The organism is Peterkaempfera bronchialis (genome assembly GCF_003258605.2).
Lineage (GTDB): Bacteria > Actinomycetota > Actinomycetes > Streptomycetales > Streptomycetaceae > Peterkaempfera > Peterkaempfera bronchialis.
This window is the reverse complement of the sequence record NZ_CP031264.1, coordinates 1,343,559-1,367,829: the sequence shown is the minus strand read 5'-3', so window position 1 is coordinate 1,367,829 and position 24,271 is coordinate 1,343,559. Positions and strand designations below refer to the sequence as shown.

General features: G+C 74.3%; 29 protein-coding genes. 23 read left to right on the top strand and 6 right to left on the bottom strand.

Annotated elements, in window-relative coordinates; translation table 11 throughout:
• Positions 1-93 precede the first annotated feature (93 nt).
• The 4 genes from C7M71_RS05980 (at position 94) to C7M71_RS05965 (ending at position 4,097) form a co-directional block, all read left to right on the top strand.
• Complete coding sequence (locus tag C7M71_RS05980) at positions 94-1,302, top strand: NYN domain-containing protein (RefSeq protein ID WP_114914215.1); 1,209 nt, start codon at positions 94-96, stop codon at positions 1,300-1,302.
• A 135-nt stretch (positions 1,303-1,437) separates the two neighbouring features.
• Positions 1,438-2,406: an ABC transporter ATP-binding protein gene (locus C7M71_RS05975; RefSeq protein ID WP_111495555.1), complete on the top strand. Its 969-nt coding sequence runs from the start codon at positions 1,438-1,440 to the stop codon at positions 2,404-2,406.
• 8 nt (positions 2,407-2,414) lie between these two features.
• The gene (locus tag C7M71_RS05970) at positions 2,415-3,248 is read left to right on the top strand and encodes an ABC transporter permease (RefSeq protein ID WP_114914669.1); all 834 of its coding nucleotides are present in this window, start codon (positions 2,415-2,417) and stop codon (positions 3,246-3,248) included.
• Between the two features lie 231 nt (positions 3,249-3,479).
• The gene (locus C7M71_RS05965; RefSeq protein ID WP_111492163.1) at positions 3,480-4,097 is read left to right on the top strand and encodes a hypothetical protein; all 618 of its coding nucleotides are present in this window, start codon (positions 3,480-3,482) and stop codon (positions 4,095-4,097) included.
• 10 nt (positions 4,098-4,107) lie between these two features.
• Here the strand turns inward: C7M71_RS05965 and ybaK are convergent, their stop codons facing one another.
• Positions 4,108-4,605 carry a Cys-tRNA(Pro) deacylase gene (gene ybaK, locus C7M71_RS05960; RefSeq protein WP_111492164.1) on the bottom strand — a complete coding sequence of 166 codons (498 nt, stop codon included), beginning with the start codon at positions 4,603-4,605 and terminating at the stop codon, positions 4,108-4,110.
• A 35-nt stretch (positions 4,606-4,640) separates the two neighbouring features.
• Positions 4,641-5,360, bottom strand: a complete 720-nt coding sequence (locus tag C7M71_RS05955; protein ID WP_111492165.1) for an LON peptidase substrate-binding domain-containing protein — start codon at positions 5,358-5,360, stop codon at positions 4,641-4,643.
• 309 nt (positions 5,361-5,669) lie between these two features.
• On the opposite strand from C7M71_RS05955, the gene C7M71_RS05950 reads away from it, so the two are divergent.
• Positions 5,670-6,032, top strand: a complete 363-nt coding sequence (locus tag C7M71_RS05950) for a DUF1304 domain-containing protein (protein WP_111492166.1) — start codon at positions 5,670-5,672, stop codon at positions 6,030-6,032.
• Between the two features lie 3 nt (positions 6,033-6,035).
• A complete protein-coding gene (locus tag C7M71_RS05945; RefSeq protein ID WP_111492167.1) occupies positions 6,036-6,623 on the top strand; it encodes a TetR/AcrR family transcriptional regulator in 588 nt (195 codons plus the stop codon).
• A gap of 62 nt (positions 6,624-6,685) precedes the next feature.
• Here C7M71_RS05945 and C7M71_RS05940 read toward each other — a convergent pair whose 3' ends face one another.
• The gene (locus tag C7M71_RS05940) at positions 6,686-8,272 is read right to left on the bottom strand and encodes an oxidoreductase (RefSeq protein WP_111492168.1); all 1,587 of its coding nucleotides are present in this window, start codon (positions 8,270-8,272) and stop codon (positions 6,686-6,688) included.
• A gap of 97 nt (positions 8,273-8,369) precedes the next feature.
• Here C7M71_RS05940 and hisD point away from each other — a divergent pair, with 97 nt between their 5' ends.
• The 8 genes from hisD to hisF are packed head-to-tail and all read left to right on the top strand — an operon-like array spanning position 8,370 to position 14,219.
• A complete protein-coding gene (hisD, locus tag C7M71_RS05935; protein WP_111492169.1) occupies positions 8,370-9,677 on the top strand; it encodes a histidinol dehydrogenase in 1,308 nt (435 codons plus the stop codon).
• 32 nt (positions 9,678-9,709) lie between these two features.
• A complete protein-coding gene (locus tag C7M71_RS05930) occupies positions 9,710-10,810 on the top strand; it encodes a histidinol-phosphate transaminase (protein ID WP_111492179.1) in 1,101 nt (366 codons plus the stop codon).
• A 24-nt stretch (positions 10,811-10,834) separates the two neighbouring features.
• Complete coding sequence (hisB, locus tag C7M71_RS05925) at positions 10,835-11,428, top strand: imidazoleglycerol-phosphate dehydratase HisB (RefSeq protein ID WP_111492170.1); 594 nt, start codon at positions 10,835-10,837, stop codon at positions 11,426-11,428.
• Positions 11,425-11,577, top strand: coding sequence for a hypothetical protein (locus C7M71_RS30985; RefSeq protein WP_175607640.1), 153 nt, complete (start codon positions 11,425-11,427; stop codon positions 11,575-11,577). Before hisB ends, C7M71_RS30985 begins: the two co-directional genes overlap by 4 nt.
• A 21-nt stretch (positions 11,578-11,598) precedes the next feature.
• Positions 11,599-12,234, top strand: coding sequence for an imidazole glycerol phosphate synthase subunit HisH (gene hisH / locus C7M71_RS05920; protein WP_111492171.1), 636 nt, complete (start codon positions 11,599-11,601; stop codon positions 12,232-12,234).
• Positions 12,235-12,286: 52 nt separating this feature from the next.
• Positions 12,287-13,018: a bifunctional 1-(5-phosphoribosyl)-5-((5-phosphoribosylamino)methylideneamino)imidazole-4-carboxamide isomerase/phosphoribosylanthranilate isomerase PriA gene (gene priA, locus C7M71_RS05915; RefSeq protein ID WP_111492172.1), complete on the top strand. Its 732-nt coding sequence runs from the start codon at positions 12,287-12,289 to the stop codon at positions 13,016-13,018.
• Positions 13,015-13,452 carry a RidA family protein gene (locus C7M71_RS05910; RefSeq protein WP_111492173.1) on the top strand — a complete coding sequence of 146 codons (438 nt, stop codon included), beginning with the start codon at positions 13,015-13,017 and terminating at the stop codon, positions 13,450-13,452. The genes priA and C7M71_RS05910 overlap by 4 nt, the downstream gene beginning before the upstream one ends.
• Complete coding sequence (hisF, locus tag C7M71_RS05905; RefSeq protein WP_111492174.1) at positions 13,449-14,219, top strand: imidazole glycerol phosphate synthase subunit HisF; 771 nt, start codon at positions 13,449-13,451, stop codon at positions 14,217-14,219. The genes C7M71_RS05910 and hisF overlap by 4 nt, the downstream gene beginning before the upstream one ends.
• A 60-nt stretch (positions 14,220-14,279) precedes the next feature.
• Here hisF and C7M71_RS05900 read toward each other — a convergent pair whose 3' ends face one another.
• Positions 14,280-15,398 carry an FAD-dependent oxidoreductase gene (locus C7M71_RS05900; RefSeq protein ID WP_111492175.1) on the bottom strand — a complete coding sequence of 373 codons (1,119 nt, stop codon included), beginning with the start codon at positions 15,396-15,398 and terminating at the stop codon, positions 14,280-14,282.
• A gap of 53 nt (positions 15,399-15,451) precedes the next feature.
• Here C7M71_RS05900 and C7M71_RS05895 point away from each other — a divergent pair, with 53 nt between their 5' ends.
• Positions 15,452-16,144 (top strand): TetR/AcrR family transcriptional regulator, encoded by a 693-nt coding sequence (locus C7M71_RS05895; RefSeq protein ID WP_111492176.1) that lies wholly within the window; start codon positions 15,452-15,454, stop codon positions 16,142-16,144.
• A 147-nt stretch (positions 16,145-16,291) separates the two neighbouring features.
• Here C7M71_RS05895 and C7M71_RS05890 read toward each other — a convergent pair whose 3' ends face one another.
• Complete coding sequence (locus C7M71_RS05890; RefSeq protein WP_111492177.1) at positions 16,292-16,930, bottom strand: TIGR03085 family metal-binding protein; 639 nt, start codon at positions 16,928-16,930, stop codon at positions 16,292-16,294.
• A gap of 32 nt (positions 16,931-16,962) precedes the next feature.
• The gene (locus tag C7M71_RS05885; RefSeq protein WP_114914214.1) at positions 16,963-17,577 is read right to left on the bottom strand and encodes a septum formation family protein; all 615 of its coding nucleotides are present in this window, start codon (positions 17,575-17,577) and stop codon (positions 16,963-16,965) included.
• Between the two features lie 180 nt (positions 17,578-17,757).
• Here C7M71_RS05885 and hisI point away from each other — a divergent pair, with 180 nt between their 5' ends.
• The 8 genes from hisI to trpB all read left to right on the top strand — a co-directional run bounded on the left by hisI (position 17,758) and on the right by trpB (position 24,271).
• Positions 17,758-18,183: a phosphoribosyl-AMP cyclohydrolase gene (gene hisI / locus C7M71_RS05880; RefSeq protein WP_111495449.1), complete on the top strand. Its 426-nt coding sequence runs from the start codon at positions 17,758-17,760 to the stop codon at positions 18,181-18,183.
• Positions 18,184-18,194: 11 nt separating this feature from the next.
• Complete coding sequence (locus C7M71_RS05875; protein WP_111495451.1) at positions 18,195-19,739, top strand: anthranilate synthase component I; 1,545 nt, start codon at positions 18,195-18,197, stop codon at positions 19,737-19,739.
• Between the two features lie 34 nt (positions 19,740-19,773).
• Entirely contained in the window at positions 19,774-20,427 is a 654-nt protein-coding gene (locus C7M71_RS05870) for a TIGR02234 family membrane protein (RefSeq protein ID WP_114914213.1), read from the top strand.
• A gap of 154 nt (positions 20,428-20,581) precedes the next feature.
• Positions 20,582-20,791 (top strand): HGxxPAAW family protein, encoded by a 210-nt coding sequence (locus tag C7M71_RS05865; RefSeq protein ID WP_111495269.1) that lies wholly within the window; start codon positions 20,582-20,584, stop codon positions 20,789-20,791.
• Positions 20,792-20,864: 73 nt separating this feature from the next.
• Positions 20,865-21,293 carry a DUF2752 domain-containing protein gene (locus tag C7M71_RS05860; RefSeq protein WP_111495271.1) on the top strand — a complete coding sequence of 143 codons (429 nt, stop codon included), beginning with the start codon at positions 20,865-20,867 and terminating at the stop codon, positions 21,291-21,293.
• A gap of 209 nt (positions 21,294-21,502) precedes the next feature.
• Complete coding sequence (trpC, locus tag C7M71_RS05855; RefSeq protein WP_111495273.1) at positions 21,503-22,312, top strand: indole-3-glycerol phosphate synthase TrpC; 810 nt, start codon at positions 21,503-21,505, stop codon at positions 22,310-22,312.
• Positions 22,313-22,724: 412 nt separating this feature from the next.
• Entirely contained in the window at positions 22,725-22,919 is a 195-nt protein-coding gene (gene trpM, locus C7M71_RS31485; RefSeq protein WP_114914668.1) for a tryptophan biosynthesis modulator TrpM, read from the top strand.
• Between the two features lie 95 nt (positions 22,920-23,014).
• Complete coding sequence (gene trpB / locus C7M71_RS05845) at positions 23,015-24,271, top strand: tryptophan synthase subunit beta (protein WP_111495302.1); 1,257 nt, start codon at positions 23,015-23,017, stop codon at positions 24,269-24,271.

Sequence of the window (24,271 nt, the reverse complement as noted above, 5' to 3'; positions counted from 1 at the left end):
ATGGACTCTGAACGGTGAGCCGCCGACCGCGCCACCCGGATCCTGCGTACGCGGGCCCGGCTCCGGCCGAGCCGAACGGGAAGAGGTGTGGAAGTGGACCGCTGCGTCGTCCTCGTGGACGCCGGATACCTGCTCGGCGCCGCAGCCAGCCTGCTGGCCGGAGAGGCATCCCGGTCCCGGATCACCGTCGACCACACCGACCTGATCGGCTCCCTGCGCGAGCGCGCCGAGGCCGAGACCGGGCTGCCGCTGCTGCGCATCTACTGGTTCGACGCCGCCCCCGACCGCCGCCCCATGCCCGAGCACCGGCGGCTGCGGGTGATGCCCCGGGTCACCGTCCGGCTCGGCGCCCTCACCAGAGCCGACGGCCGCTGGGTGCAGAAGGGCGTGGACGCCGCCATGCACGCCGAACTCTCCGAACTCGCCCGCAACCGCGCCTGCGCCGATGTCGTCCTGGTCACCGGCGACGGCGACCTGCTGCCCGGCATGATGTCCGCCAAGGAGCACGGCGTCGCCGTCCACCTCTGGGCCGTCCAGGCCGCCGACGGCGACTTCAACCAGTCCGAGGACCTGGTCGCCGAGGCCGACGAACGCCGGGTGCTCGACCGGGAGTGGATCACCCGCTGGGTCCGCGCCCGGGATCTCGCCGCCGCCTGCCCGCCGGCCGGTCCCCGCCCCGAGATCGCCAAGATCCTCTCCGCCCCGCCCGCCCAGCAGCCCGCCGCCCCCGCCACCCCCGAGGGCGAACCGGCCCGGCCGCGCCCCGAGGAGGCCCCGGCGCCCGCCGCCCACAAGACCGTGCCCACCCCCAAGGACCTCGCCGGCCGCGCCGCCTCCGCGGCCCCGGCCGCCACCCCCGCCGGGCAACCCCAGCAGCCGCACGCCGCCGTGCTGCGCTGGTCCTCCGACCGGGGCTGGGTCGAACGGCCCGGCGACGCCCCCTCGCCCGGCGACTCCCTGCCCACCCTCGCCCAGGTCACCAACGCCGAGCAGCGCTGGGCCGACCGCGAGGAGGACATCACCGCCATCGGCGGCGACCCGCACGAGGTCGGCCAGGTCTTCGCCCGCCGCTGGACCGAGCGGCTCGGCGACCCCGAGCGGCTCACCGTGCTCTGGACCGAGTACCCGCGCATCCCGCACCGGGTCGACGGCGAACTGCTGCGCTACGCCGCCCGCTTCGGCCTGCTCGCCCACAAGGACGACCAGATCGACGAACACGACCGCTATGCCATCCGGGCCGGGTTCTGGCGCGAACTGGCCACCCGGGTACCCGGCGGCGAGGTCGTCTCCGTGGACGACTGACCGACCCGTTTCCCCTTCCGCCCCCCGTCCGGCGTAGAGTCGTCAACCGTGAGTACGGGCACCACACATGTCCCCGGCCGGTGACGGGTGACGACACAGAGACCACAGCAGGCGCGGCAGACCCCTGACCGCACCCTGGCCGACCCGTGCTGCACCGTACGCGGCCTGGTCAAGACCTACCGCACCGGCCGCGGCACCCGGGCCGCCGAGGTGCGCGCCAACGACGCCGTCTCACTCGACGTCCGGCGCGGCGAGATCTTCGGCCTGCTCGGACCCAACGGCGCCGGCAAGTCCACCCTGGTCCGGCAGCTGACCGGCCTGCTGCGCCCCGACACCGGCGCCATCGACATCCTCGGCCACGACATCGTGCGCCACCCCGAGCGCGCCTCCCGGCTGCTCGGCTACCTCGGCCAGGAGTCCACCGCGCTGGACGAACTCACCGTGGCCCTCGCCGCCGAGACCACCGGCCGACTGCGCGGCCTGCCCGCCCGGCAGGCCCGCGCCGAACGCGACGCCGTGCTCGCCGAACTCGGCCTGGAACCGCTGGCCGGCCGCCCCATCGGCCGACTCTCCGGCGGCCAGCGGCGGCTGGCCTGCTTCGCCGCCGCCCTGGTGGGGGAGCGACCGCTGCTGGTCCTGGACGAGCCCACCACCGGCATGGACCCCGTCGCCCGGCGGGCCGTCTGGGCCGCCGTGGACCGCCGCCGCAGCCAGCACGGCACCACCGTGCTGCTGGTCACCCACAACGTCATCGAGGCCGAGACCGTCCTCGACCGGGTCGCCGTCCTCGACGCCGGCCGGGTCATCGCCTGCGACACCCCGGGGCAGCTCAAGGCCCTGGTGGACGGCCGCGTCCGGCTGGACCTGGTCTGGCGCACCGAGACCGCCCCCGACCTGCCGGCCCTCGCCGCCGCCGCCGGACGCGCCCAGATCTCCGGCCGCCGCTGGACCCTGCGCACCACCCCCGAGGAGGCCAGGGAACTGGTCGCCGCCGTCACCTCCGGGCCGGCCTTCGCCGCGCTCGACGACTTCACCCTCGCCACGCCCAGCCTTGAGGACGCCTACCTCGAACTGGGCGGCCGACAAGGAGGGCTGGCCGAGTGACCGCATCCATGGAGGCCGCCGCGCCCGAGGCGCCCGCCGCAGCGGCAGCCGCCGCGCCCGCCGCGGTTCCCGCCGCCGCCCCGCTGGCCCCCCGGGTCCGGCTGCTGCCCGCCCTGGGCGCCGTCTACCGGGCCCAGCTGTCCCGCGCCCGGGTCGCCCGGATGCCGCTGCTCTTTGTGGCGACCTTCCAGTCGCTGGGCATCCTGGTGATGATGCGGGGCGTCGTGGACTCCGGCGACAACGCCTCGGCGCGGGCGGTGGTCGCCGGGTCCAGCGTGCTGGTCGTCGCCTTTGTGGCGCTCAACCTGCTGGCCCAGTACTTCGGCCGGCTCCGCGCCACCGGCGGCCTGGACCACTACGCCACCCTGCCGGTGCCGCCCGCCGCCGTGGTCCTGGGCGCGGCCGGCGCCTACGCCTCCTTCACTCTCCCCGGCACCCTGCTCACCGCGGCGGCCGGGGCGGCCATGTTCGGCCTGCCCTGGGCCAACCTCTGGATCCTGCTGGCCGTGGTGCCGCTCGCCGGGGCCGCGCTCTCGGGGCTGGGCGCGGTCTGCGGGCTGCTCGCACCGCGCCAGGAGATCGCGACCCTGCTGGGGCAGCTGGGCATGTCCGCCGCCCTGCTGCTCGGGGTGCTCCCGGCCGACCGGATGCCGGAGGCGATCCGGCTGCTGCGCGACCTGCTGCCGTCCACCTACGGCGTCGAGGCATTCGCCCGCACCTTCGACGCGGCGCCGCAGTGGTCGGCGGTGGGGATGGATCTGGCGGTCTGCGGTGTGGTGGGGCTGGTGTCGTTGGGGGCGGCGACGTGGGCGTATCGGCGGGCGGCGCTGGCGGACCACTGAGGTGGAGCCGGACCGCCTGGATGACCTGGCGGGCCGGACGGGCGCAAGACGTGGGACGATGGGCCGGTGACTGCACCGAACACTCCTCCGGGCCACGGCCGGCCTCACGTTTCCGGCGCAGGGGCGCCGCCCGCATCGCAGCTCGCGGCCGGATGGCAGTCGCCCGGCCCTGCCGGCGGCCATGGGTACGGGCAGCCGGTGTACCCCGGAGGCTTTCTGATCCCGCCCCCCGTGGACCGGCCGCCCCGCCACCCCGCGACGGAGATCAAGGTCGGCGTGCTGGTGGCCCTCGGCAGCGTGCTGCTCGGGCTGGCCATGGGCCTGCTGTGGCTCTGGCTGGCCCCCAAGGTGCCGCTGTACGCCGACAGCAAGGCCGTCTACCTCAAGGACCCCGAGGGCGAGCAGCGGGCGGCGGCCGACGGTGTCTTCGTGCTGCTTGGCCTGGGCGCCGGGGCGGTCGCCGCGCTGGCGGCCTTTCTGCCGACCCGCCGCCGTGGCGGCGGCATCGCGGTGGCTGTCGGCCTCGCGGTGGGGGGCGTGCTGGGTTCGGTGGCCGCCTGGCGGCTCGGGGTCGCCCTGGGGCCGACCAGCGACATCGTGGCGCACGCCCGGCAGGTGGGCGAGGGCAAGGTGTTCGACGCGGCCCTGGAGCTGGGCGCCAAGGGTGCGCTGCTGGTCTGGCCGATGGCGGCCATGGTGGTGCTGCTGGGCCTGACCGCCGCCTTCGGCAAGCGGGAGCCGCAGCCAGCGCCCTACTGGTACGGAGCCCCGCCCCCGCCGCCACCGAACCAGAACCAGAACCAGAACCCGAACCCGGGGCCTCCGCTGCCGCCGCCCCCCGGCGGGTAGCCGGAGCCGGTCAGCTCCGGCCGATCGGGGCGGTGACGGCCGTGGTGAGGGCGACCAGGTCCTGCGGGGCCAGTTCGACCTCCAGGCCGCGCCGCCCGGCCGAGACATAGACCGTGGCATGGTCCAGCGCGCTGCCGTCCACCACCGTGGGCAGCGGGCGGCGCTGCCCCAGCGGGGAGATGCCGCCCCGGACATAGCCGGTGGTCCGCTCGGCCGCCGCCGGGTCGGCCATGGCGGCGCGCTTGCCGCCGACTGCGGCGGCCAGCGCCTTGAGGTCCAGTTGCCCCGCCACCGGGACGATTCCGACCGTGAGGGCGCCGTCGACCTCGGCGACCAGGGTCTTGAAGACCCGTTCCGGCGGCACCCCCAGGGTGTCGGCGGCCTCCCCGCCATAGGAGGCGGCGGCCGGGTCATGGGTGTAGGCGTGCACGGTGAAGGGCACCCCGGCGGCCTCCAGTGCCACGGTGGCGGGTGTCCCCCCGCCGCCCTTCTTCGCCTTCTTCGCCATCTGTGCGGGCCCCTCCTTCGCTCTCGGTCGCGGTGTCAGTTGAGGTTGATCGCGGCCCTGGTCAGCCCCCGGGCCGGCAGCGACGGCAGCTTGGACAGCACAGCCGCCTCGCGGCGCAGCAGTGCCAGTTCGGCGCCGAGCCGTTCGGCGGTGTCGGCGGCGGCGAGCAGCCGCTGCTTGTCGGCGGTGTCCAGCGTGGAGGCCGCCGCGACCAGGTAGGAGAGCACCTGCGGGTCGTCCGGCAGCTCCTGCTCGGCGGCGATGGTGCTCTCGTGGGCTCCGGCCAGCCGCTTCTGGTAGAGCCGGAACGCCTGGGCGACGCCCGCCGCCAGGGCCCCGGACCCGGTGCCGGGCTGCTCCGGCAGCGGCTCGGTCTCGCCGACCAGGTAGGGGCCGCTGGTGTCGACCGACAGCAGCCGGAAGCGGGTGGTGCCGGTGGCGATCAACTCATAGCGGCCGTCCGGGTGGGCCTGCGCGGAGGCGATCTCGGCGACGCAGCCCACCGTGTACAGCGCCGCCATCGGGTCGGGCCCGAGGCCGTCCATCGGCCCGGCGGGCTGCTCGGAGACCCGGGTGGGGGCGACCTCCTGGCCGTCCCGGATGGCCGCCACCCCGAACCGGCGCGGCTGCTCCTCGGGTTGCGCCTCCAGGTCGGCGACCAGGCGGCGGTAGCGCTCCTCGAAGACATGGAGGGGGAGTACCAGGCCCGGAAAGAGCACCGAGCCCAGGGGGAAGAGCGGCAGCCGTTCGGTCACGGCGCACAGCGTACGTGGCCGGGGCGGCGCCGCGCGCACCCGCTCCGCAGGCCGGGGCGGGTCGGGCGCTGACCGGGGGCGGTCCGGGGTGTTCGGCGGCGGGCCCGGACTGGCCCGTACCGGGGCACGCTCGGGGCAGCGCCCCGGTACGGGCGTCTCTGCGCCCCCACCGTCAGGTCCACCCTGGCAGTCCCGCCCACCGGCCGCCACCTGTCGGCGAGCGAGCGCCACTCTGCGTCAGCTGTGCACGTCAGGCGAAGAAATGTACAGTTGTCCATTAGATCCGGCCCTGCCCGAGGAGAACCCAGGATGGAAACCGCCGCACAGGTGCTCGCCGCACTGGTGGCCGCGCTGCACGTGTGGATCATGGTGTTGGAGATGTTCCTGTGGCAGACGCCGAGGGGCCGCGCGGCCTTCGGCACCACCGCCGAGTTCGCCCGGGAGAGCGCATCGCTCGCCGCCAACCAGGGCCTGTACAACGGGTTCCTCGCGGCCGGTCTGGTCTGGAGCCTGATCGCCGCCGACCCGGTGGGCCATGACGCCCGGATCTTCTTCCTGGTCTGCGTCGTGGTTGCCGGCCTGTACGGTGCCGCCACCGCGAGCCGCCGCATCCTCGTCGTCCAGGCGCTGCCCGGGGCGGTGGCGCTGGCCGCCGCCCTGCTCGCGGGGTGACCGGTGGCGGCCGACGGCGGTACCGCAGCGCCCGACCCCCGGGTGGTCCGCAGCCTCGCCCGGCTGCGGGAGGGGCTGATCCTCGCCTGCCGCGACCGCCCGCTGGACCAGGTGAGCGTCTCCGATGTGGTGCGGGCCGCCGGGGTCGCCCGCGCCACGTTCTACCTGCACTACCGCGACCTGGATGCGCTCGCCGTGGACACCTGCGCCGAGCTGGTCCGCCAGGCGGTCGACGCCCTGCACGCCTGGCAGGGCGTCCCGGGCCCGGACCCGCCGCCCCCGCTGCCCGAGCTGCTGGGCCGCATCCAGCAGCGGGCCGACCTCTACCGCGCCCTGATCCGGCCGGGCGGCTCCGGCCCGCTCGGCGAACTGCTGCACCGCGAACTCGCCGAGCGGGCCACCGCCGAACTGCTCCGCCGGGGCCGGACCGCCGCCTCGGCCGACCTGGCGGCCTCTGCGGTCGCCTCGGTCTTCACCGGCGTCCTCGCCGACTGGCTGCACGGGCGGCTGACCGGTACGCCGGAGGCGCTGGCCGTCCAGGTGTGGCAGCTGCTGGGCGCGGTGCACGCCGCCGTGGCCCGGCTCGGCTGAACCACTGAACCACTGAACCGCCGGGCCCCTGAGCCGCTGAGCCGCTGAACCGCTGCCGCCGCTCAGCCCCGGCGCAGCAGCCGGGTGGCGCCCGCCGCCACGGTGGTGGCCAGCACCCAGCCCAGCAGGATCAGCGCGGTCGCCGCCCACTGGTCGGCCCCGGACGGCTTCCAGGCGCTGTCCTGGCCGAGGTCGATCAGCGGCAGCAGCAGGTCCATGGCGTACAGGGCGGCATTCCAGTGCGGGGCCTCGTCCGGCTTCAGCGGCTGCGGCGGGTGCCCGGCGAACCAGGCCGCCCCGAGGGCCCAGACCAGCGCCATCCACAGGGCCGCCCGGGCCGGTCGGTAGCCATAGCCGACGGTGATGTCCTGGAGCCGCCCCCAGACCCGACCCAGCGGCGGCAGCGCGGCGCGGCGGCGGCGGTGCTTGGCCAGCTGCACCGCCCGGGCGTCCTCGTCCAGGCCGTCCCGCCGCAGCGCCGCCGCCAGTTGCTCATACGGCTCCGGGCGGAACTCGCCGAGGGCGTTGTCCAGCCAGGCGATCCGCTTCGCCAGCGGGAAGCCGGCGGCCGGGCGCAGCGACTCATAGGTGAACCCGGTCAGCCCCACCCGCCCGCCGCCCGGCCAGCTCTCCGGGGCGTCGATCAGATTGCCCACCCGGGCGCGGGAGAGGGAGACCCGCCCGGTGGGGGTGCGGGAGAGGCAGAACCGCAGCTCGGGCGTCTGGATGCGGCGCAGCGACAGCTCCTGGTCCGGCCCGAGCAGGAACTCCGCCTGGTCGATCAGGCAGGCGTTGCCGAACCGGCCGTCGTCCAGCCGCACCCCGCCGCGCGCCCGGAACGGTACGGACGCGCTGGGCTCGGCCGGCTCGGTCGGCCGCTCGCCGTACCCCGAGCCGTAGTCGGAGCCGGAGGCGGTCCAGCCGGTCAGCCAGCAGCGGCTGAGGTAGAGGGTGTGCTCCACGCTGATCCGCGCCGCGTTCAGGCAGAGTCGGCCGGAGCGGACCCGCAGCGAGCTGCCGCGCAGCGAGAGCCGACCGCCGATCCGGGCGCTGCGCAGGCTGATCTCGCCGGTGCAGCGGATCAGCTCGGCCTCCAGGTCCTGGCTGACGGTGAGCCCGTCGGCCGCGATGGCCCGGCCGTTGCGGTCGCCGCCCACGGTGGCCTGGTTGAGCAGCAGATCGGTGCCGATCCTGGCGTCGGTCAGCCGCAGCCCGCCGGTGAGCACGGAGCGCGGCAGATGCAGATCGCCCTCGGTGACCAGCCGGGACGCCTCAAGCCGTGGTATCAGGCAGCCGACCAGCCGCACTGTGCCGGCCCGGCACTCCGACATCAGGACCTTGCGCTCGAAGCGGCAGCCGCGCAGCTCCACATAGGCGGACACCTCGCCGCCGGCCAGGTCCAGGCCCCCGGTGACATACGCCCCGGTGAGTTTGAGGCTCGCGACACGCCCGGGTTCGGACGGCGGTCCGTCCAGCAGCAGATGGGCCAGCACCCCGGCCCGCACCGTCCGCTCCGGGCCCCATGCGCCCCCGGTCACCGGATGGTCGTCCTCCGGTACGCCGACCCGCAGATCGAGCACCTCGCCCCGGCGGTACGCCTCCCACAGCCGGCACTCCGGCTCCGACCAGCCCTCCGGCGGCTCGGCCACCCCGGACCCCCTCCCCGGTACCCGCGACGTCCCCCGTTGTGTATCACGGACTGGAACCGCGGGCCGACTCTTCCGACCACTCCCTACACTGGGCAGAGTGATCTCTCGAATCGACCTGCGCGGCTCCACCTCCGACCCGCGCGACCTGCTGCCCCGCGCCGAGTTCGACGTCGAGGCCGCCCTGGAGAAGGTGCGGCCCCTCTGCGACGACGTACGCCATCGCGGCACCGAGGCGCTGATCGAGATCACCGAGCGGTTCGACGGGGTGCGTCTGGAGCGGACGCGCGTGCCGCAGGCGGCGATCGACGAGGCGCTGACCGGGCTGGACCCGGCCGTACGGGCGGCCCTGGAGGAGTCCATCCGGCGGGCCCGGATCGTCCACCGCGAGCAGCGCCGCACCGACCACACCACCCAGGTGGTGCCCGGCGGCACCGTCACCGAGCGCTGGGTGCCGGTGCAGCGGGTGGGGCTCTATGTGCCCGGCGGGCTGGCGGTGTACCCGTCCTCCGTGGTGATGAACGTGGTGCCCGCCCAGGAGGCCGGGGTCGAGGGCATCGCCGTCACCTCCCCGCCGCAGCGTGACTTCGACGGCCTGCCGCACCCCACCATCCTGGCCGCCTGCGCGCTGCTCGGCGTGGACGAGGTGTACGCCGTCGGCGGCGCCCAGGCCATCGCCATGTTCGCCTACGGCACCGACGAGTGCCGCCCGGTGAACCTGGTCACCGGCCCCGGCAACATCTATGTCGCCGCCGCCAAGCGCCTGCTCAAGGGCCGGATCGGCATCGACGCCGAGGCCGGGCCCACCGAGATCGCCGTGCTCGCCGACGACAGCGCCGACCCGCGCCATGTCGCCGCCGACCTGATCAGCCAGGCCGAGCACGACCCGATGGCCGCCGCCGTGCTGGTCACCGACTCCGTCGAGCTCGCCGACCGGGTGGAGAAGGAGCTGGAGCCGCAGGTCGCCGCCACCCGGCACCGCGAGCGGATCGGCGAGGCGCTCTCCGGCCGGCAGTCCGGCATCGTGCTGGTCGACGACCTCGACCAGGGCCTGCGGGTGGTCGACGCCTACGCCGCCGAGCACCTGGAGATCCAGACCCGCGACGCACACGCCGTCGCCGCCCGGGTGCGCAACGCCGGCGCGATCTTCATCGGCCCGTACGCACCGGTCTCGCTCGGCGACTACGCGGCCGGGTCCAACCATGTGCTGCCCACCGGCGGCTGCGCCTGCCACTCCTCCGGCCTCTCGGTGCAGTCGTTCCTGCGCGGCATCCACGTGGTGGACTACAGCCGCGAGGCGCTGGCCGAGGTCGCCGCCCATGTGGTCACCCTCGCCAACGCCGAGGACCTGCCCGGCCACGGGGACGCCATCCGGGCCCGCTTCGACTGGGAGACACCCGCCCCGTGAGCCGCACCGAGACCCGTGCCGTGAGCCGCACCGTGACCCGTATCGACGACCTCCCCGTGCGCGACGAGCTGCGCGGCCAGTCCCCGTACGGGGCGCCGCAGCTCGACGTCCCCGTCCGGCTGAACACCAATGAGAACCCCTACCCGCTGCCCGAGCCGCTGGTCGCCCGGATCGCCGAGCGGGTCGCCGAGGCCGCCCGCCACCTCAACCGCTACCCCGACCGGGACGCGGTGGAGCTGCGCGACCGCCTCGCCGCCTACCTCACCGACACCACCGGCCACGCCGTCACCGGCGCGCAGGTGTGGGCCGCCAACGGCTCCAACGAGGTCCTCCAGCAGCTGCTGCAGACCTTCGGCGGCCCCGGCCGCTCCGCCCTCGGCTTCGAGCCCTCCTACTCGATGCACGCGCTGATCTCCCGGGGCACCGGCACCCGGTGGATCTCCGGCCCCCGGCGGGACGACTTCACCATCGACGTCGCGGCGGCCGAGCGGGCCGTCGCCGAGCACCGCCCCGACGTGGTCTTCATCTGCTCGCCCAACAACCCCACCGGCACCGCCGTCTCCGCCGAGACCGTGCTCGCCCTGCACGACGCCGCCCAGGCCGTGCGGCCCACCATGGTGGTCGTCGACGAGGCGTATGTGGAGTTCTCCCACCACGCCTCGCTGCTGCCGCTGATCGACGGCCGGCCGCACCTGGTGATCTCCCGCACCATGTCCAAGGCGTTCGGCGCCGCCGGGCTGCGCCTCGGCTACCTGGCCGCCGACCCGGCCGTGGTCGACGCCGTGCAGCTGGTCCGGCTGCCGTACCACCTCTCGGCGGTCACCCAGGCCACCGCGCTGGCCTGCCTGGAGCACACCGAGACCCTGCTCGGCTATGTCGCACAGCTCAAGGCCGAACGGGACCGTGTGGTGGCGGCCCTGCGCGCCGAAGGAGTCGAGGTGGTCGACTCCGACGCCAACTTCATCCAGTTCGGGCGCTTCGACGACACCCACGCGGTCTGGCAGGCGCTGCTCGACCGGGGCGTCCTGGTCCGGGACAACGGCGTTCCCGGCTGGCTGCGTGTCACCGCCGGCACCCCCGCCGAGAACGACGCCTTCCTCGGGGCCGTCCGTACCGCCCTCAAGCAGAATTAGCCGCAAGGAGCTCTGAACCCCCGCATGACCCGCATCGGCCGTGTCGAGCGCGCCACGAAGGAGACCTCCGTCCTGGTCGAGATCGACCTGGACGGCACCGGCACCGTGGACGTCTCCACCGGCGTCGGCTTCTACGACCACATGCTCGACCAGCTCGGCCGCCACGGCCTCTTCGACCTCACCGTCAAGACCGAGGGCGACCTGCACATCGACACCCATCACACCATCGAGGACACCGCCCTCGCCCTCGGCGCCGCCTTCAAGCAGGCCCTCGGCGACAAGAAGGGCATCTACCGCTTCGGCAACTGCACCGTGCCGCTGGACGAGTCGCTCGCCCAGGTCACCGTGGACCTCTCCGGCCGCCCCTACCTGGTGCACACCGAGCCGGAGAACATCGCCCCGATGATCGGGTCGTACGACACCACGATGACCCGCCACATCCTGGAGTCCTTCGTCGCCCAGGCGCAGGTCGCCCTGCATGTCCACGTCCCCTACGGGCGCAATGCGCACCACATCGTGGAGTGCCAGTTCAAGGCGCTGGCCCGGGCCCTGCGCTACGCCTCCGAGCACGACCCGCGCGCCGCCGGGATCATCCCCTCGACCAAGGGCGCGCTGTGAGCACCTCCGCGATCGTGCTGATCGCCGCCGGCCTCTTCCTGCTCGGCGGCGTGTACTCGTTCTGGAAGCAGAAGCAGTCCAAGGGCGTCATCGCGGTGCTGGCCATCGGCGCCGTGCTCTGCCTGGTGTCCGGCCTGATGCGCCTGTAACCCCCTGACGTAAGGACAGACATGGGCAAGCATGTGGTCGTGCTCGACTACGGCTCCGGCAACCTCCGCTCCGCCCAGCGGGCCGTGGAGCGCACCGGGGCCGAGGTCACCGTCACCGCCGACTTCCAGGCCGCACTGGACGCCGACGGCCTGGTGGTCCCCGGCGTCGGCGCGTTCGCCGCCTGCATGCGCGGGCTGCGCGCGGTGCGCGGCGAGCAGATCATCGGCCGCCGGCTGGCCGGCGGCCGGCCGGTGCTGGGCATCTGCGTGGGCATGCAGATCCTCTTCGCACGCGGCGTCGAGCACGGCGAGGAGACCGCCGGGTGCGACGAGTGGCCCGGCACCGTCGAGCCGCTGCACGCCCCGGTGGTCCCGCACATGGGCTGGAACACCGTGGACGCGCCCGCCGGCTCCACCCTCTTCGCGGGCCTGGACGCCGACACCCGCTTCTACTTCGTCCACTCCTACGCCGTACGCCACTGGGAGCTGGCCGTCACCAACGAGAAGATCAAGGCGCCGCTGGTCACCTGGGCCACCCACGGTGAGCCCTTTGTCGCCGCCGTGGAGAACGGGCCGCTCTCCGCCACCCAGTTCCACCCGGAGAAGTCCGGCGACGCCGGCGCCGCCCTGCTCTCCAACTGGGTCACCTCCCTCTAGCCGCCCCACCGACCAGCCCACCACCGACACCCGAGCCCGGAGCCGTACGCGCATGTCCACCCAGCACCGCCTCGAACTCCTCCCCGCCGTCGACGTCCGCGACGGCCAGGCCGTCCGCCTGGTGAAGGGGGAGTCCGGCACCGAGACCTCCTTCGGCGAGCCGCTCACCGCCGCCCTCGCCTGGCAGCAGGCCGGCGCCGAGTGGATCCACCTGGTCGACCTGGACGCCGCCTTCGGCACCGGCTCCAACCGCGAACTGCTCGCCGAGGTCGTCGGCCGACTCGACGTCAAGGTCGAGCTCTCCGGCGGCATCCGCGACGACGACTCGCTGCGCGCCGCCCTCGCCACCGGCTGCCGCCGGGTCAACCTGGGCACCGCCGCCCTGGAGTCCCCCGAGTGGGTCCGCAAGGCCATCGCCGAGCACGGCGACCGGATCGCCGTCGGTCTGGACGTGGTCGGCACCACCCTGCGCGGGCGCGGCTGGACCCGCGAGGGCGGCGACCTGTACGAGGTGCTGGCCCGCCTCGACGCCGACGGCTGCGCCCGCTACGTCGTCACCGACGTCGACAAGGACGGCACCCTCACCGGCCCCAACCTCCAACTGCTGCGCGACGTCTGCGCCGCCACCGACCGCCCCGTCGTCGCCTCCGGCGGCGTCTCCTCCCTCGCGGACCTGCACGCCATCTCCGGGCTGGTGCCCGAGGGTGTCGAGGGCGCCATCGTGGGCAAGGCCCTCTACGAGCAGAAGTTCACCCTCGAAGAGGCCCTGGAGGCTGTTTCATGACGGACCCCGCCGCACGACGCGTCGCCGGATTCTCCCCCTATGAGGACGAGATCGGGTTCTCCCGTGCCGTCGCGGCGGGCGACTTCGTCCTCGTCTCCGGCTGCACCGCCTGGTACAACGGCATGGTCCAGCACGAGGGGGACCCCCACGGCCAGGCCCTGGACGCCTTCGCCGTCGCCCTGGAGGCGCTGGAGAAGTTCGGCCTGGGCGTCCAGGACGTGGTCCGCACCCGGATGTACGTCACCCACGTCCGGGACACCGAAGAGGTGGGTCGCGCCCACAAGGAGCTCTTCGGCACCGTCCGGCCCGCCGCCACCATGGTGGTCGTGGACGGACTGATCGACTCCCGCATGATGGTCGAGGTGGAGGTCGACGCCCACCAGTCCGGCCTCGCCGCCCGCCTGGCCGCCTCCCAGGAAGGAACCACCCCATGAGTCTCGCCGTCCGCGTCATCCCCTGCCTGGACGTCGACGCCGGCCGTGTGGTCAAGGGCGTCAACTTCCAGAACCTGCGGGACGCCGGCGACCCCGTCGAGATGGCCAAGGTCTATGACGCCGAGGGCGCGGACGAACTGGTCTTCCTGGACATCACCGCCTCCTCCGGCGACCGCGAGACCACCTATGACGTGGTCCGCCGCACCGCCGAGCAGGTCTTCATCCCGCTCACCGTCGGCGGCGGCGTCCGCACCACCGAGGACGTGGACCGGCTGCTGCGGGCCGGTGCCGACAAGGTCGGCGTCAACACCGCGGCCATCACCCGCCCCGAGCTGATCCGCGAGATCGCCCAGCGGTTCGGCCGCCAGGTGCTGGTGCTCTCGCTGGACGCCCGCCGCTGCCCCGAGGGCACCGAGACCCCGTCCGGCTACGAGGTCACCACCCACGGCGGCCGGCGCGGCACCGGCCTGGACGCCGTCGAGTGGGCCGCCGAGGCCGCCGACCTGGGCGCCGGCGAGATCCTGCTCAACTCCATGGACGCCGACGGCACCAAGGACGGCTACGACCTGGAGATGCTGCGCGCCGTCCGCACCACCGTCACCGTCCCGGTGATCGCCTCCGGCGGCGCCGGCAAGCTCGACGACTTCGCCCCCGCCGTCGCCGCCGGCGCCGACGCCGTCCTCGCCGCCAGCGTCTTCCACTTCGGCGACCTGCGCATCGGCCAGGTCAAGGAAGCCCTCCACACCGCCGGCCACCCCACCCGCTGACCCCGCGCCCCGCCCCCGCCCCCGCTCCGCGACGGCAGGCGAGGTGAGCCTGCTTGGCAGTCAGGCTGGCTGGACCTGGTCGAAGAGGGCGAGGGCTTCGGCGGGGTCCGGGCTCACGAGGCGTTCCAGACCGGCCATCGTGATCTCCGCCCACCTGCCGGCCCGTGCCCACATCTGTTCCTCGAAGGCGCGGACGGCCTCGTCCGGATCTCCAGGGCCGGTGGCGATGGACTCGGCGAGTTCGGCGCCCTCCAGCATCGCGAGGTTCGCACCCGCCCCCAAGGGGGGCATCAGATGGGCGGCGTCGCCCAGTAGCGTCACCCCGAAGACATGGGCCCAGGTGTGGGACGCGGGCAGGACGTAGAGGGGGCGGTGGACGAAAGCGGTGCCGTGGCGGAGGAGGTCGAGGACAGGAGCGGCCCAGCCGTCGAACAGAGCGAGCAGACTCGATCGCACGGCCTTGACGTCGGCCAGGTCCAGGTTCGCGTGCCAGTCCAGCGGCGCGCGGAACTGGGCGTACACCTTGACGTGGCCGCCGCTGTTGCGCTGGGCGACAAGAGCCCGGTTCACGCCGTACACAGCCATGGAACCGTCGCCGATCAACCGGGCGAGGTCGGGGTGGCGGGTGTCGACGTCGTCCAGGGAGGTCTCGACCAAGGTGACGCCGGTGTAGTGCGGCGTCACCGACGACACTGCCGGGCGGACCCGGGACCAGGCGCCGTCCGCGCCGACCACGAGGTCGAACGTCTCCTGCCGCCCGTCCGCGAAATGGACCAGTACGCCATCCCGGGTCCCCGGCACCACCTGCGTCACGCCCTGCCCCCATCGGACGTCGAGAGGGCCGAGCAGCAGGTCACGGAGTTGCCCCCGGTCGATCTCGGGATTGGCCCGGTCATCTGGACGGGGTCGCCAGTCGCGCAGGACGGTCCCGTCCGGGTCCAGGATGCGCATGGCCTGCCCCTCGGGACGAGCCAGCGCCTGGAACTCCGCCAGCAGCCCCGCCTTGTCCAGCGCGAGCTGGCCCAGCCCTTTGTGCAGGTCCAGCGTGCCGCCCGGGGGGCGGGCGTCGGGGGCGGGATCGCGTTCGAGGACGGTGACGGGGTAGTCGTGGCGGTGCAGGACGCGGGCGAAGGCAAGGCCGGCAGGACCGCTTCCGACCACGGCGATGCGGTGTCTCATGCCGATACACTGTATTTCCGCACTACGGTGCATCGCAACAGTACGATGCGACCATGACTGTGTGGGACCGGCCGGAGCCGCCGACTCGCCCCGTGCCGCTCGACCGGGAGCGGATCGTCGCCGCCGCCATCGCGCTGGCCGACGAGGGCGGGCTGGAGGCGGTGTCGTTGCGTAAGGTCGCCGCCCGGCTGGACGCCGGCCCGATGCGGCTGTACGGATACATCTCCACCAAGGAGGAGCTGTTCGACCTCATGGTGGACGAGGTCCAGGCCGAGATCCTCCCCGAGGAGCAGCCCGGTGACTGGCGGGAGGCGCTGGGCATCCTCGCCCACCGCACCAGGCAGGCCGCTCTCCGTCACGAATGGCTGGCCGACCTGCTCGGCGGCCGCCCGACCCTGGGCCCGAACGGCCTCGCCGTGACCGAGGCCACGCTGGCCGCCCTCGACGGCCTTGCCGACCTCGACACCGTCATGCGCGCCGTGGAGACCGTCAGCGCCTACTTCACCGGCGCGATCAGGCGCGAGATCGCGAACCTGCGGGCCGAGCGCGCCACCGGCCTGTCCAAGCGCGACTGGCAGCGCGCCTCCGGCCCGCATGTGACGAGAATGTTGGCCACGGGCCGCTTCCCGGCGCTGACCAAGGCCGTGCACGACGGCACCGACGTGGACCCCGAGGCATCCTTCGCGACCGGCCTGGACTGGGTCCTCGACGCCGTGGCCGCCAAACTCCCCCGGCCGACGGCGTGACGCTCGGCTCTTGGCGATCGGCGAGAGCCGGGCGCACATGCCGCGAGGCTCGACGCGATGACGCGGATCAGGCAAGGGCTTTGACACAGCGAACGAGACCGGCCCCGGCCCGGGTGGGGCGGGGCCGTCGGCTGGTGGGGTGGTGGGTCAGGCGGGGAGGGGGAGGGCGGCGGAGAGCAGGGCGATCACGTCGGGGTCGCCCTCGGGGGTGACGGTGGTGTGGGCGCCCCGGCCGAAGGCGAAGAGGAGCAGTTCGGCGGGTTCGCCGACGACGGTGACCACGGGGGCGCCCTTACGGGCGACCACGGTCTGGCCGTCGGGGCGGCGCAGCACCAGGCCCACCGGGGACCTGCGGCCCGCCTCCATCCGGGCGGGCATCGGCAGCCGCTTCCACAGCGCCTCGGCCAGCTCGGGGTCGACCGGCTCGGGCTTCCAGTCCGGCGCGGCCCGCCGCACATCCTCGGCGTGCACGAAGAACTCCACCGTGTTGGCGGCCTCGTCCGCGCCCGGCAGGGCGAACAGCGACCGCCGGCCAGGGCCGGTGCGGACCAGTTCCAGCAGCTCCGGGTAGGGGCGCGCGGCGTACTCGCCCTGGACCTTGGCCGTCCAGCCCGCCAGCGGGCGGAAGAGGATGCCCGGGGCGGCGTCGGGCCGGCGCTCCCGTACCACCAGATGGGCGGCCAGGTCGGCGGCCGTCCATCCCTCGCACAGGGTGGGGGCCTGCGGGCCCGCCTCCTCCAGCAGCGCGGCCAGGCGCCGGCGCTCTCCGCGAGCGTGAGTCGACATGGCGCCCACCCTACGCGCGGTCCGACGCAACGTCAGTGAAGCTTGGCGGTGAGCTTTTTGCCGCCGATGGAATAGGAGGCGGTCAGGGTGCAGGTCGCCTCCCGGTAGCCGCGGCGGTACAGCTTGGCGGAGGGGGTCAGCACATAGCTGTAGAAGCGGCTGCCCTCGCCCTGCCGGTGCGCCGTGCGCTGCCCGGCGGCGGTGCACTGCTCACGTACCGACGCGGCGATCTCGCTGTCGTGGGTGAACCCCTCCTTCACCGTGACATTGGCGATGGCCTCGCCGTCGTGGGGCTTGTCGCACGGCCGTACGGTGATCTTCTTCAGGCCCTTGGTGAGGTTGGGGTGGTCGAAGCAGGTGCCCGGTTCGAGCACCACATACGGCAGGTCCGGCTTGTCGCTCGGGGTGGGCGGGGCGCTGGTCGCGGTGGGCGGGGGCGGCATCGGGCTGGGCGAGGCGGCCACCGGGGCGGGGTCGCCGCCGGGCAGCAGGAACAGCGCGGCGACGCCCGCCGCCAGCACCGCCGTGCCCGCCGCCGCCATGGCGATCAGCCGGCCCCGGGCCGGGCCGCGCCGGGGCCCGCCGGGCGAGTCGGCCGGCGGGCCCGACGGTATCGGAGGAGGCGGTGGCGGCGACGTGAAGCTCATGGGGGAAGAATGCCGCATCCGGGTGGTCCGGCGACCGGCAGTTGGCAGCAAAAGGCGTGGAAACACGCCCGCCTGACGACCGGTCGGCCAACGGATCCGGACATGTCCGGCGGGCGGACCCGCCGTCCATCCACTGATCACCGCCCGGCCGATCGCCGCCGGGCCTGCCACAATGGACCCATGTCCCGTACGACCCCGTCCAGCACCACTCCGCCCCGTACGGCCGCCACTCCTGCGGCCCCCGGCTCCACCGCGCTCGACCCGGCCGTCGCCGCCCGCCTCAAGCGCACCGCCGACGGGCTGCTCCCGGCCATCGCCCAGCAGTACGACACCGGCGAGGTGCTGATGCTCGGCTGGATGGACGACGAGGCCCTGCACCGTACGCTCACCACCGGCCGCTGCACCTACTGGAGCCGCAGCCGCCGCGAGTACTGGGTCAAGGGCGACACCTCGGGCCACGTCCAGCACGTCAGGTCCGTCGCGCTCGACTGCGACGGCGACACCCTGCTGGTCAGGGTCGACCAGGAGGGGGCCGCCTGCCACACCGGCGACCGCACCTGCTTCGACGCCGACGAACTGCCGCTCACCGGACCCGCCGACCGATAGGTTCACCCCCCATGACCACGGGCACCGTCACCCCCGACCTGGACGCCTTCCGCAAGCTCGCCGTCGACCGCCGGGTCGTCCCGGTCACCCGGCGGCTGCTGGCCGACGGCGACACCCCCGTCGGGCTCTACCGCAAGCTCGCCGCCGAGCGACCCGGCACCTTCCTGCTGGAGTCCGCGGAGAACGGCCGCTCGTGGTCCCGCTACTCCTTCGTCGGCGTCCGCAGCGCCGCCACCCTCACCGCCGACGCCGACGGCAACGCCCGCTGGCACGGCACCCCGCCCGTGGGCATCCCTGTCGAAGGCGACCCGCTGAAGGTGCTCCGCGCCGCCGTCGACGCCCTGCACACGCCGCGCGACCTCCACCTGGGCGACGAACTGCCGCCGCTCACCGGCGGCATGGTCGGCTACCTCGGGTACGACATCGTCCGCCGCCTGGAGAAGATCCCCACCCTGGCGCCGGACGACCTGAAGCTCCCCGAGCTGACCATGCTGCTCGCCACCGACCTGGCCGTGCTGGACCACTCCGACGGCACCGTGCTGCTGATCGCCAACGCGGTCAACCACAACGACCTGCCGTCCGGCGTCGACGAGGCGTACCACGACGCCGTCGCCCGCCTCGACGCCATGACCGCCGACCTGGCCCGCCCGGTCGACACCGGCGCCGCCGTGCTCACCCCCACCGCGCCCGCCGACGCCGTCTCGCCCTTCGGCGGCGCGCCCTACCAGCGGGCCGTGGAGACGGTCAAGGAGCACATCCGGGCCGGTGACGCCTTCCAGGTCGTCCCCTCCCAGCGGTTCGAGGCGCCCTGCCCCGCCTCCGCCCTGGACGTCTACCGGGTGCTGCGGACCACCAACCCCAGCCCCTATATGTACCTCTTCCGCTTCCCCGGCCCGGACGGCACCGCAGAGGGCGGCTTCGACGTGGTCGGCTCCAGCCCCGAGGCGCTGGTCAAGGTCGCCGACGGGCAGGCCGTACTGCACCCCATCGCCGGCACCCGGCACCGTGGCGCCACCCCGCAGGAGGACGCCGACCTCGCCGCCGAGCTGCTCGCCGACCCCAAGGAGCGAGCCGAGCACCTGATGCTGGTCGACCTCGGCCGCAACGACCTCGGCCGGGTCTGCGAACCCGGCAGCGTCGAGGTGGTCGACTTCATGTCGATCGAGCGCTACAGCCACGTCATGCACATCGTCTCCACCGTCACCGGCCGCGTCGCCCCCGGCCGCACCGCCTTCGACGTGCTCACCGCCTGCTTCCCGGCCGGCACCCTCTCCGGCGCCCCCAAGCCCCGCGCCATGCAGATCATCGAGGAGCTGGAACCCACCCGGCGCGGCCTCTACGGCGGCTGCGTAGGCTATCTGGACTTCGCCGGGGACTCCGACACCGCCATCGCCATCCGCACCGCCCTGCTGCGCGACGGCACCGCGTACGTCCAGGCCGGAGCCGGGGTGGTCGCCGACTCCGACCCGGCGAGCGAGGACACCGAGTGCCGCAACAAGGCCGCCGCCGTGCTGCGCGCCGTCGCCACCGCCGCCACCCTGCGCCCGCCCCGGTGACCGGCGCCGCCCGCGCCCGCGCGACACTGGACCGGTGAACGCTCAGCCCGAACCCCGGACCGCCGAGCCCCGGACCGCCGAAGCCCCCGCCGCGCCGCAGGCCGACCGCGCCGCCGCCCGCCGCAGCCTCGCGCTGATGCTGCTGCTCACCGTGGCCGGGGCGGTGCTGGTGCTCTGGGCCACCGGCCGCACCTGGGCCGAGGGCGGCGCCACCGGCCTCGGCCCGGCCCGGCTGACCGCCACCGGCCACGACATCTCCGGTCTGCCCGGCGCCCTCGCCCTGGTCGGCCTCGCCTCCTCGGTCGCCGTCTTCGCCGTACGCCGGGCCGGACGGCTGGCCGTCGGCGCCCTGGTCGCCCTGGCCGGGGCGGGCGCCGCCGTCGCCGCCGTACTCGGCGCCACCGACACCTCGGCGGTCGACGCCAAGGCCGCCCGCAGCCTCGCCCTCACCACCGCCACCGCCGACCACATCACCCACACCGCCTGGCCCTGGCTGGCCGCCGCCGGAGGCGTCCTGCTCTGTGCGGCCGGGCTGCTCACCCTGGTACGCGGCCGCGCCTGGCCGGGCATGTCCAGCAAGTACGACGCCCCCGCCGCCCGCGCCCGTACGCCCCGGCGCCGCGCGACCACCCCCGCCGACCTCTGGAACGCCCTCGACCGGGGCGAGGACCCCACCACCCCGCGCTGACACCCCGCCAGACGGGCCCGGCCGGGTGCGCCGGGACCCCGGTCGGCCGCATCCGGGCCGGTCGGGGAGAATGGCACCGAGAACCGCCCGGGGCGCCCTGCGCCAGGTCCCGGGCTCTGGACACCGCCATTACCGGCAGCAAGGAGCACCAGCAATGTCGGCAGCAGCCCACGGCCACACCCCCGCCGCGTGGACCGGCGTCATCATCGCCTTCATCGGCTTCATCGTGGCCGGTATGGCCGTCGTGGCGGCCACCCCGTGGCTCTTCTGGGTCGGCGTCGGCCTCACCCTGATCGCGGGTGTGGTCGGCAAGGCGATGCAGATGGCCGGCCTCGGCAAGCAGACCGTCTCCTCCGCCCACTGAACCGGCGGCCCGACGGCGCCCACCCGGCCGCGCATACGGCCCGGCGGGCGCCGACCAGGGCAGAATCGCCGATGTGAACGCCCCGGCCGCCCCCGCGTCCCGCTCCGCCCTCCGCCGCCTCGCCGCACCGCTGGCCGCCCTGGCCTCGGTCGCCCTCCCGGTGCTGTACATCGCCGCGGTGGACCCCAACACCCCGGGCCGCTATCCCGTCTGCCCGTTCCTCCAGGCCACCGGCTGGTGGTGCCCCGGCTGCGGCGGCCTGCGCTGTGTACACGCCCTCGCCCACGGCCACCTGACCGACGCCCTGCACGACAACCTGCTCGCCGTGGTCGCCTTCGCCATGGCCGCCCTGCTCTGGCTGCGCTGGACCACCGCCGCGCTGGGCGCGCGGCCGGTGCGGCTGCCCGCGCTGCGTGGCCGACACGCCGGTCTGATCATCGTTGCGATGGCCGCTTTCACCGTCGCCCGCAACCTGCCGGCCGGGGCCGGACTCGCCCCCTGACCACTCCCTGACCGTTCCCTGACCGCCTGCGCCCGTCCCTGGCGGTGTCCGACCGGCGAGACCGCGGATGGCCTGATGCGAGCCTTGCGCCGGTCTGCCGATACCATCGAAGCACCGGCCGGAACGAGACTGCGGTGGATCCCCCGATCTCCGCACCCGCCCCGCCGCCGAAGCCCAGCCCGTCCGTCCGACTGAAGGGGGCGCCCCGCGTGAGCGTGCTCGACGAGATCATCGACGGAGTCCGCGAGGACCTCGCCGAGCGCCAGGCCCGGGTCTCCCTGGACGAGCTCAAGGCACGGGCCGCCAAGGCCCGCGACGCCAAGGACGGCGTGGCCGCGCTGCGCGGCGAGGGCGTACGGGTGATCTGCGAGGTGAAGCGGTCCAGCCCCTCCAAGGGCGCGCTGGCCGCCATCGCCGACCCGGCCGGACTGGCCCGCGACTACGAGGCGGGCGGCGCCGCCGCGATCAGCGTCCTCACCGAGCAGCGCCGCTTCGGCGGCTCGCTGGCCGACCTGGAAGCGGTCCGCGCCGCCGTGGACACCCCGGTGCTGCGCAAGGACTTCATCGTCACCTCCTACCAGCTCTGGGAGGCCCGCGCATACGGCGCCGACCTCGCCCTGCTGATCGTGGCCGCCCTCGAACAGCCCGCCCTGGTCTCGCTGATCGAGCGTGCCGAGTCGATCGGACTCAGCCCGCTGGTCGAGGTGCACGACGAGGAGGAGGTCGCGCGCGCCGTCGACGCCGGTGCCCGGATCATCGGCGTCAACGCCCGCAACCTCAAGACCCTTCAGGTCGACCGCGACACCTTCATGAACGTCGCCCCCGCCATCCCGGACCACATCGTCAAGGTGGCCGAGTCCGGTGTGCGCGGCCCGCACGACCTGATCGCCTACGCCAACGAGGGCGCCGACGCGGTGCTGGTGGGCGAGTCCCTGGTCACCGGGGGCGACCCCAGGACCGCCGTCGCCGACCTGGTCGCCGCCGGCGCCCACCCGGCGCTGCGCCACGGGCGGAGCTGACCCGCACACCATGCCGCCCACCGCCCGCTACGGACCGCCCGCCGGATCTCCCCGGCCCCGGGCGGCCCTGCGGCTGCCCGGCGGCAACCCCCTCCCGGGCCCAGACACTGCCTCGGCTGCCCCGTCCCAGCCCGTCCCCGGGCAGGACGGGCCCAGGGCGGGTGCCCCGCGCTCGTCCCTCGCCCGGGACCCCCACCCTCCGCTGCGCCTCGGCGCCGCCCTCGGGTCGTCCGGGTCGGGCTCTGCCTCGGCTCCTCTGCGGGCGGGTGCCCCGCGCTCGTCCCTCGCCCGGGACCCCCACCCTCCGCTGCGCCTCGGCGCCGCCCTCGGGTCGTCCGGGTCGGGCTCTGCCTCGGCTCCTCTGCGGGCGGGTGCCCCGCGCTCGTCCCTCGCCCGGGACCCCCACCCTCCGCTGCGCCTCGGCGCCGCCCTCAGGGACGGCTGCCGTCCGCGCGGCTGCCGCGCCCCCGCCCGCCGGGTGCACGGCCGGCGGGTCCGCTATGTCATCGGGTGCGAGCCGGGCCAGGTGCAGGGCCGCCGATGGCGCCGCCGGACGCGGCAGCAGGACCCCCGGGCCGCCGCGCCCGGGTTTCCGCGCACCCTCTGACCGGAGGGGGAGGGGCCGCCGGGCCCCGGCCGCACGCGGCTGGTACCACCACAGCTATTCGGCCCATCACACAGAGGCACACGGAGGGATCCGTCATGTCCACGGACCACCACACAGAACCGCAGGTTCCCGACGCACGAGGCTACTTCGGCCGCTTCGGCGGGCGTTACATCCCGGAGGCGCTGGTGGCCGCCGTCGAGCAGGTCGCCGAGGAGTACGAGAAGGCCAAGGCCGACCCGTCCTTCGCCGCCGAGCTGGACGTCCTGCTCAAGGACTACACCGGCCGGCCCAGCCCGCTCACCGAGGTCCGCCGCTTCTCCGAGCTGGCCGGCGGCGCCCGCGTGCTGCTCAAGCGCGAGGACCTCAACCACACCGGCTCGCACAAGATCAACAACGTACTGGGCCAGGCCCTGCTCACCCGCCGGATGGGCAAGACCCGGGTCATCGCCGAGACCGGCGCCGGGCAGCACGGCGTGGCCACCGCCACCGCCTGCGCCCTCTTCGGCCTGGACTGCACCATCTACATGGGCGAGGTCGACACCGAGCGGCAGGCGCTCAACGTCGCCCGGATGCGGATGCTGGGCGCCGAGGTGGTGGCCGTGAAGTCCGGCAGCCGCACCCTCAAGGACGCCATCAACGAGGCGTTCCGCGACTGGGTCGCCAATGTCGACTCCACCCACTACCTCTTCGGCACGGTGGCCGGCCCGCACCCCTTCCCAATGATGGTCCGGGACTTCCATCGGGTGATCGGCATCGAGGCCCGCGCCCAGGTCCTGGACCGCACCGGCCGGCTGCCGGACGCCGTGGTCGCCTGCGTCGGCGGCGGCTCCAACGCCATGGGCATCTTCCATGAGTTCATCCCCGACGCCGGGGTGCGCCTGATCGGCTGCGAGGCCGCAGGCGAGGGCGTGGACACCCCCCGCCACGCCGCCACCCTCACCAAGGGCAGCCCCGGGGTGCTGCACGGCGCCCGCAGCTACATGCTCCAGGACGAGGACGGCCAGACCATAGAGAGCCACTCGATCTCCGCCGGGCTGGACTACCCGGGCATCGGCCCGGAGCACTCCTGGCTGAAGGACACCGGCCGGGCAGAATACCGCCCCGTCACCGACGACCAGGCCATGCAGGCGCTGCTCCAGCTCTCCCGCACCGAAGGCATCATTCCGGCCATAGAATCCGCGCACGCCCTGGCCGGAGCGCTGGAGCTGGGCCGCGAACTCGGCCCGGACGCCGTGATCCTGGTGAACCTCTCCGGCCGTGGCGACAAGGACATGCACACCGCAGCCGAGTACTTCGGCCTGCTGGACGACCGCACCGCTGCCACCGAGGCCGACAACAAGTCGGGAAAGTGA

Coding starts and splice junctions, on each gene's coding strand:
- C7M71_RS05910 (WP_111492173.1), top strand. CDS start 13,015: ATGACGGACCCCGCCGCACGACGCGTCGCCGGATTCTCCCCCTATGAG.
- C7M71_RS05950 (WP_111492166.1), top strand. CDS start 5,670: ATGGAAACCGCCGCACAGGTGCTCGCCGCACTGGTGGCCGCGCTGCAC.
- hisF (WP_111492174.1), top strand. CDS start 13,449: ATGAGTCTCGCCGTCCGCGTCATCCCCTGCCTGGACGTCGACGCCGGC.
- hisI (WP_111495449.1), top strand. CDS start 17,758: ATGTCCCGTACGACCCCGTCCAGCACCACTCCGCCCCGTACGGCCGCC.
- priA (WP_111492172.1), top strand. CDS start 12,287: ATGTCCACCCAGCACCGCCTCGAACTCCTCCCCGCCGTCGACGTCCGC.
- trpB (WP_111495302.1), top strand. CDS start 23,015: ATGTCCACGGACCACCACACAGAACCGCAGGTTCCCGACGCACGAGGC.
- C7M71_RS05890 (WP_111492177.1), bottom strand. CDS start 16,930: ATGTCGACTCACGCTCGCGGAGAGCGCCGGCGCCTGGCCGCGCTGCTG.
- hisB (WP_111492170.1), top strand. CDS start 10,835: ATGACCCGCATCGGCCGTGTCGAGCGCGCCACGAAGGAGACCTCCGTC.
- C7M71_RS05900 (WP_111492175.1), bottom strand. CDS start 15,398: ATGAGACACCGCATCGCCGTGGTCGGAAGCGGTCCTGCCGGCCTTGCC.
- C7M71_RS05875 (WP_111495451.1), top strand. CDS start 18,195: ATGACCACGGGCACCGTCACCCCCGACCTGGACGCCTTCCGCAAGCTC.
- C7M71_RS05865 (WP_111495269.1), top strand. CDS start 20,582: ATGTCGGCAGCAGCCCACGGCCACACCCCCGCCGCGTGGACCGGCGTC.
- C7M71_RS05885 (WP_114914214.1), bottom strand. CDS start 17,577: ATGAGCTTCACGTCGCCGCCACCGCCTCCTCCGATACCGTCGGGCCCG.
- hisH (WP_111492171.1), top strand. CDS start 11,599: ATGGGCAAGCATGTGGTCGTGCTCGACTACGGCTCCGGCAACCTCCGC.
- C7M71_RS05895 (WP_111492176.1), top strand. CDS start 15,452: ATGACTGTGTGGGACCGGCCGGAGCCGCCGACTCGCCCCGTGCCGCTC.
- ybaK (WP_111492164.1), bottom strand. CDS start 4,605: ATGGCGAAGAAGGCGAAGAAGGGCGGCGGGGGGACACCCGCCACCGTG.
- C7M71_RS05970 (WP_114914669.1), top strand. CDS start 2,415: ATGGAGGCCGCCGCGCCCGAGGCGCCCGCCGCAGCGGCAGCCGCCGCG.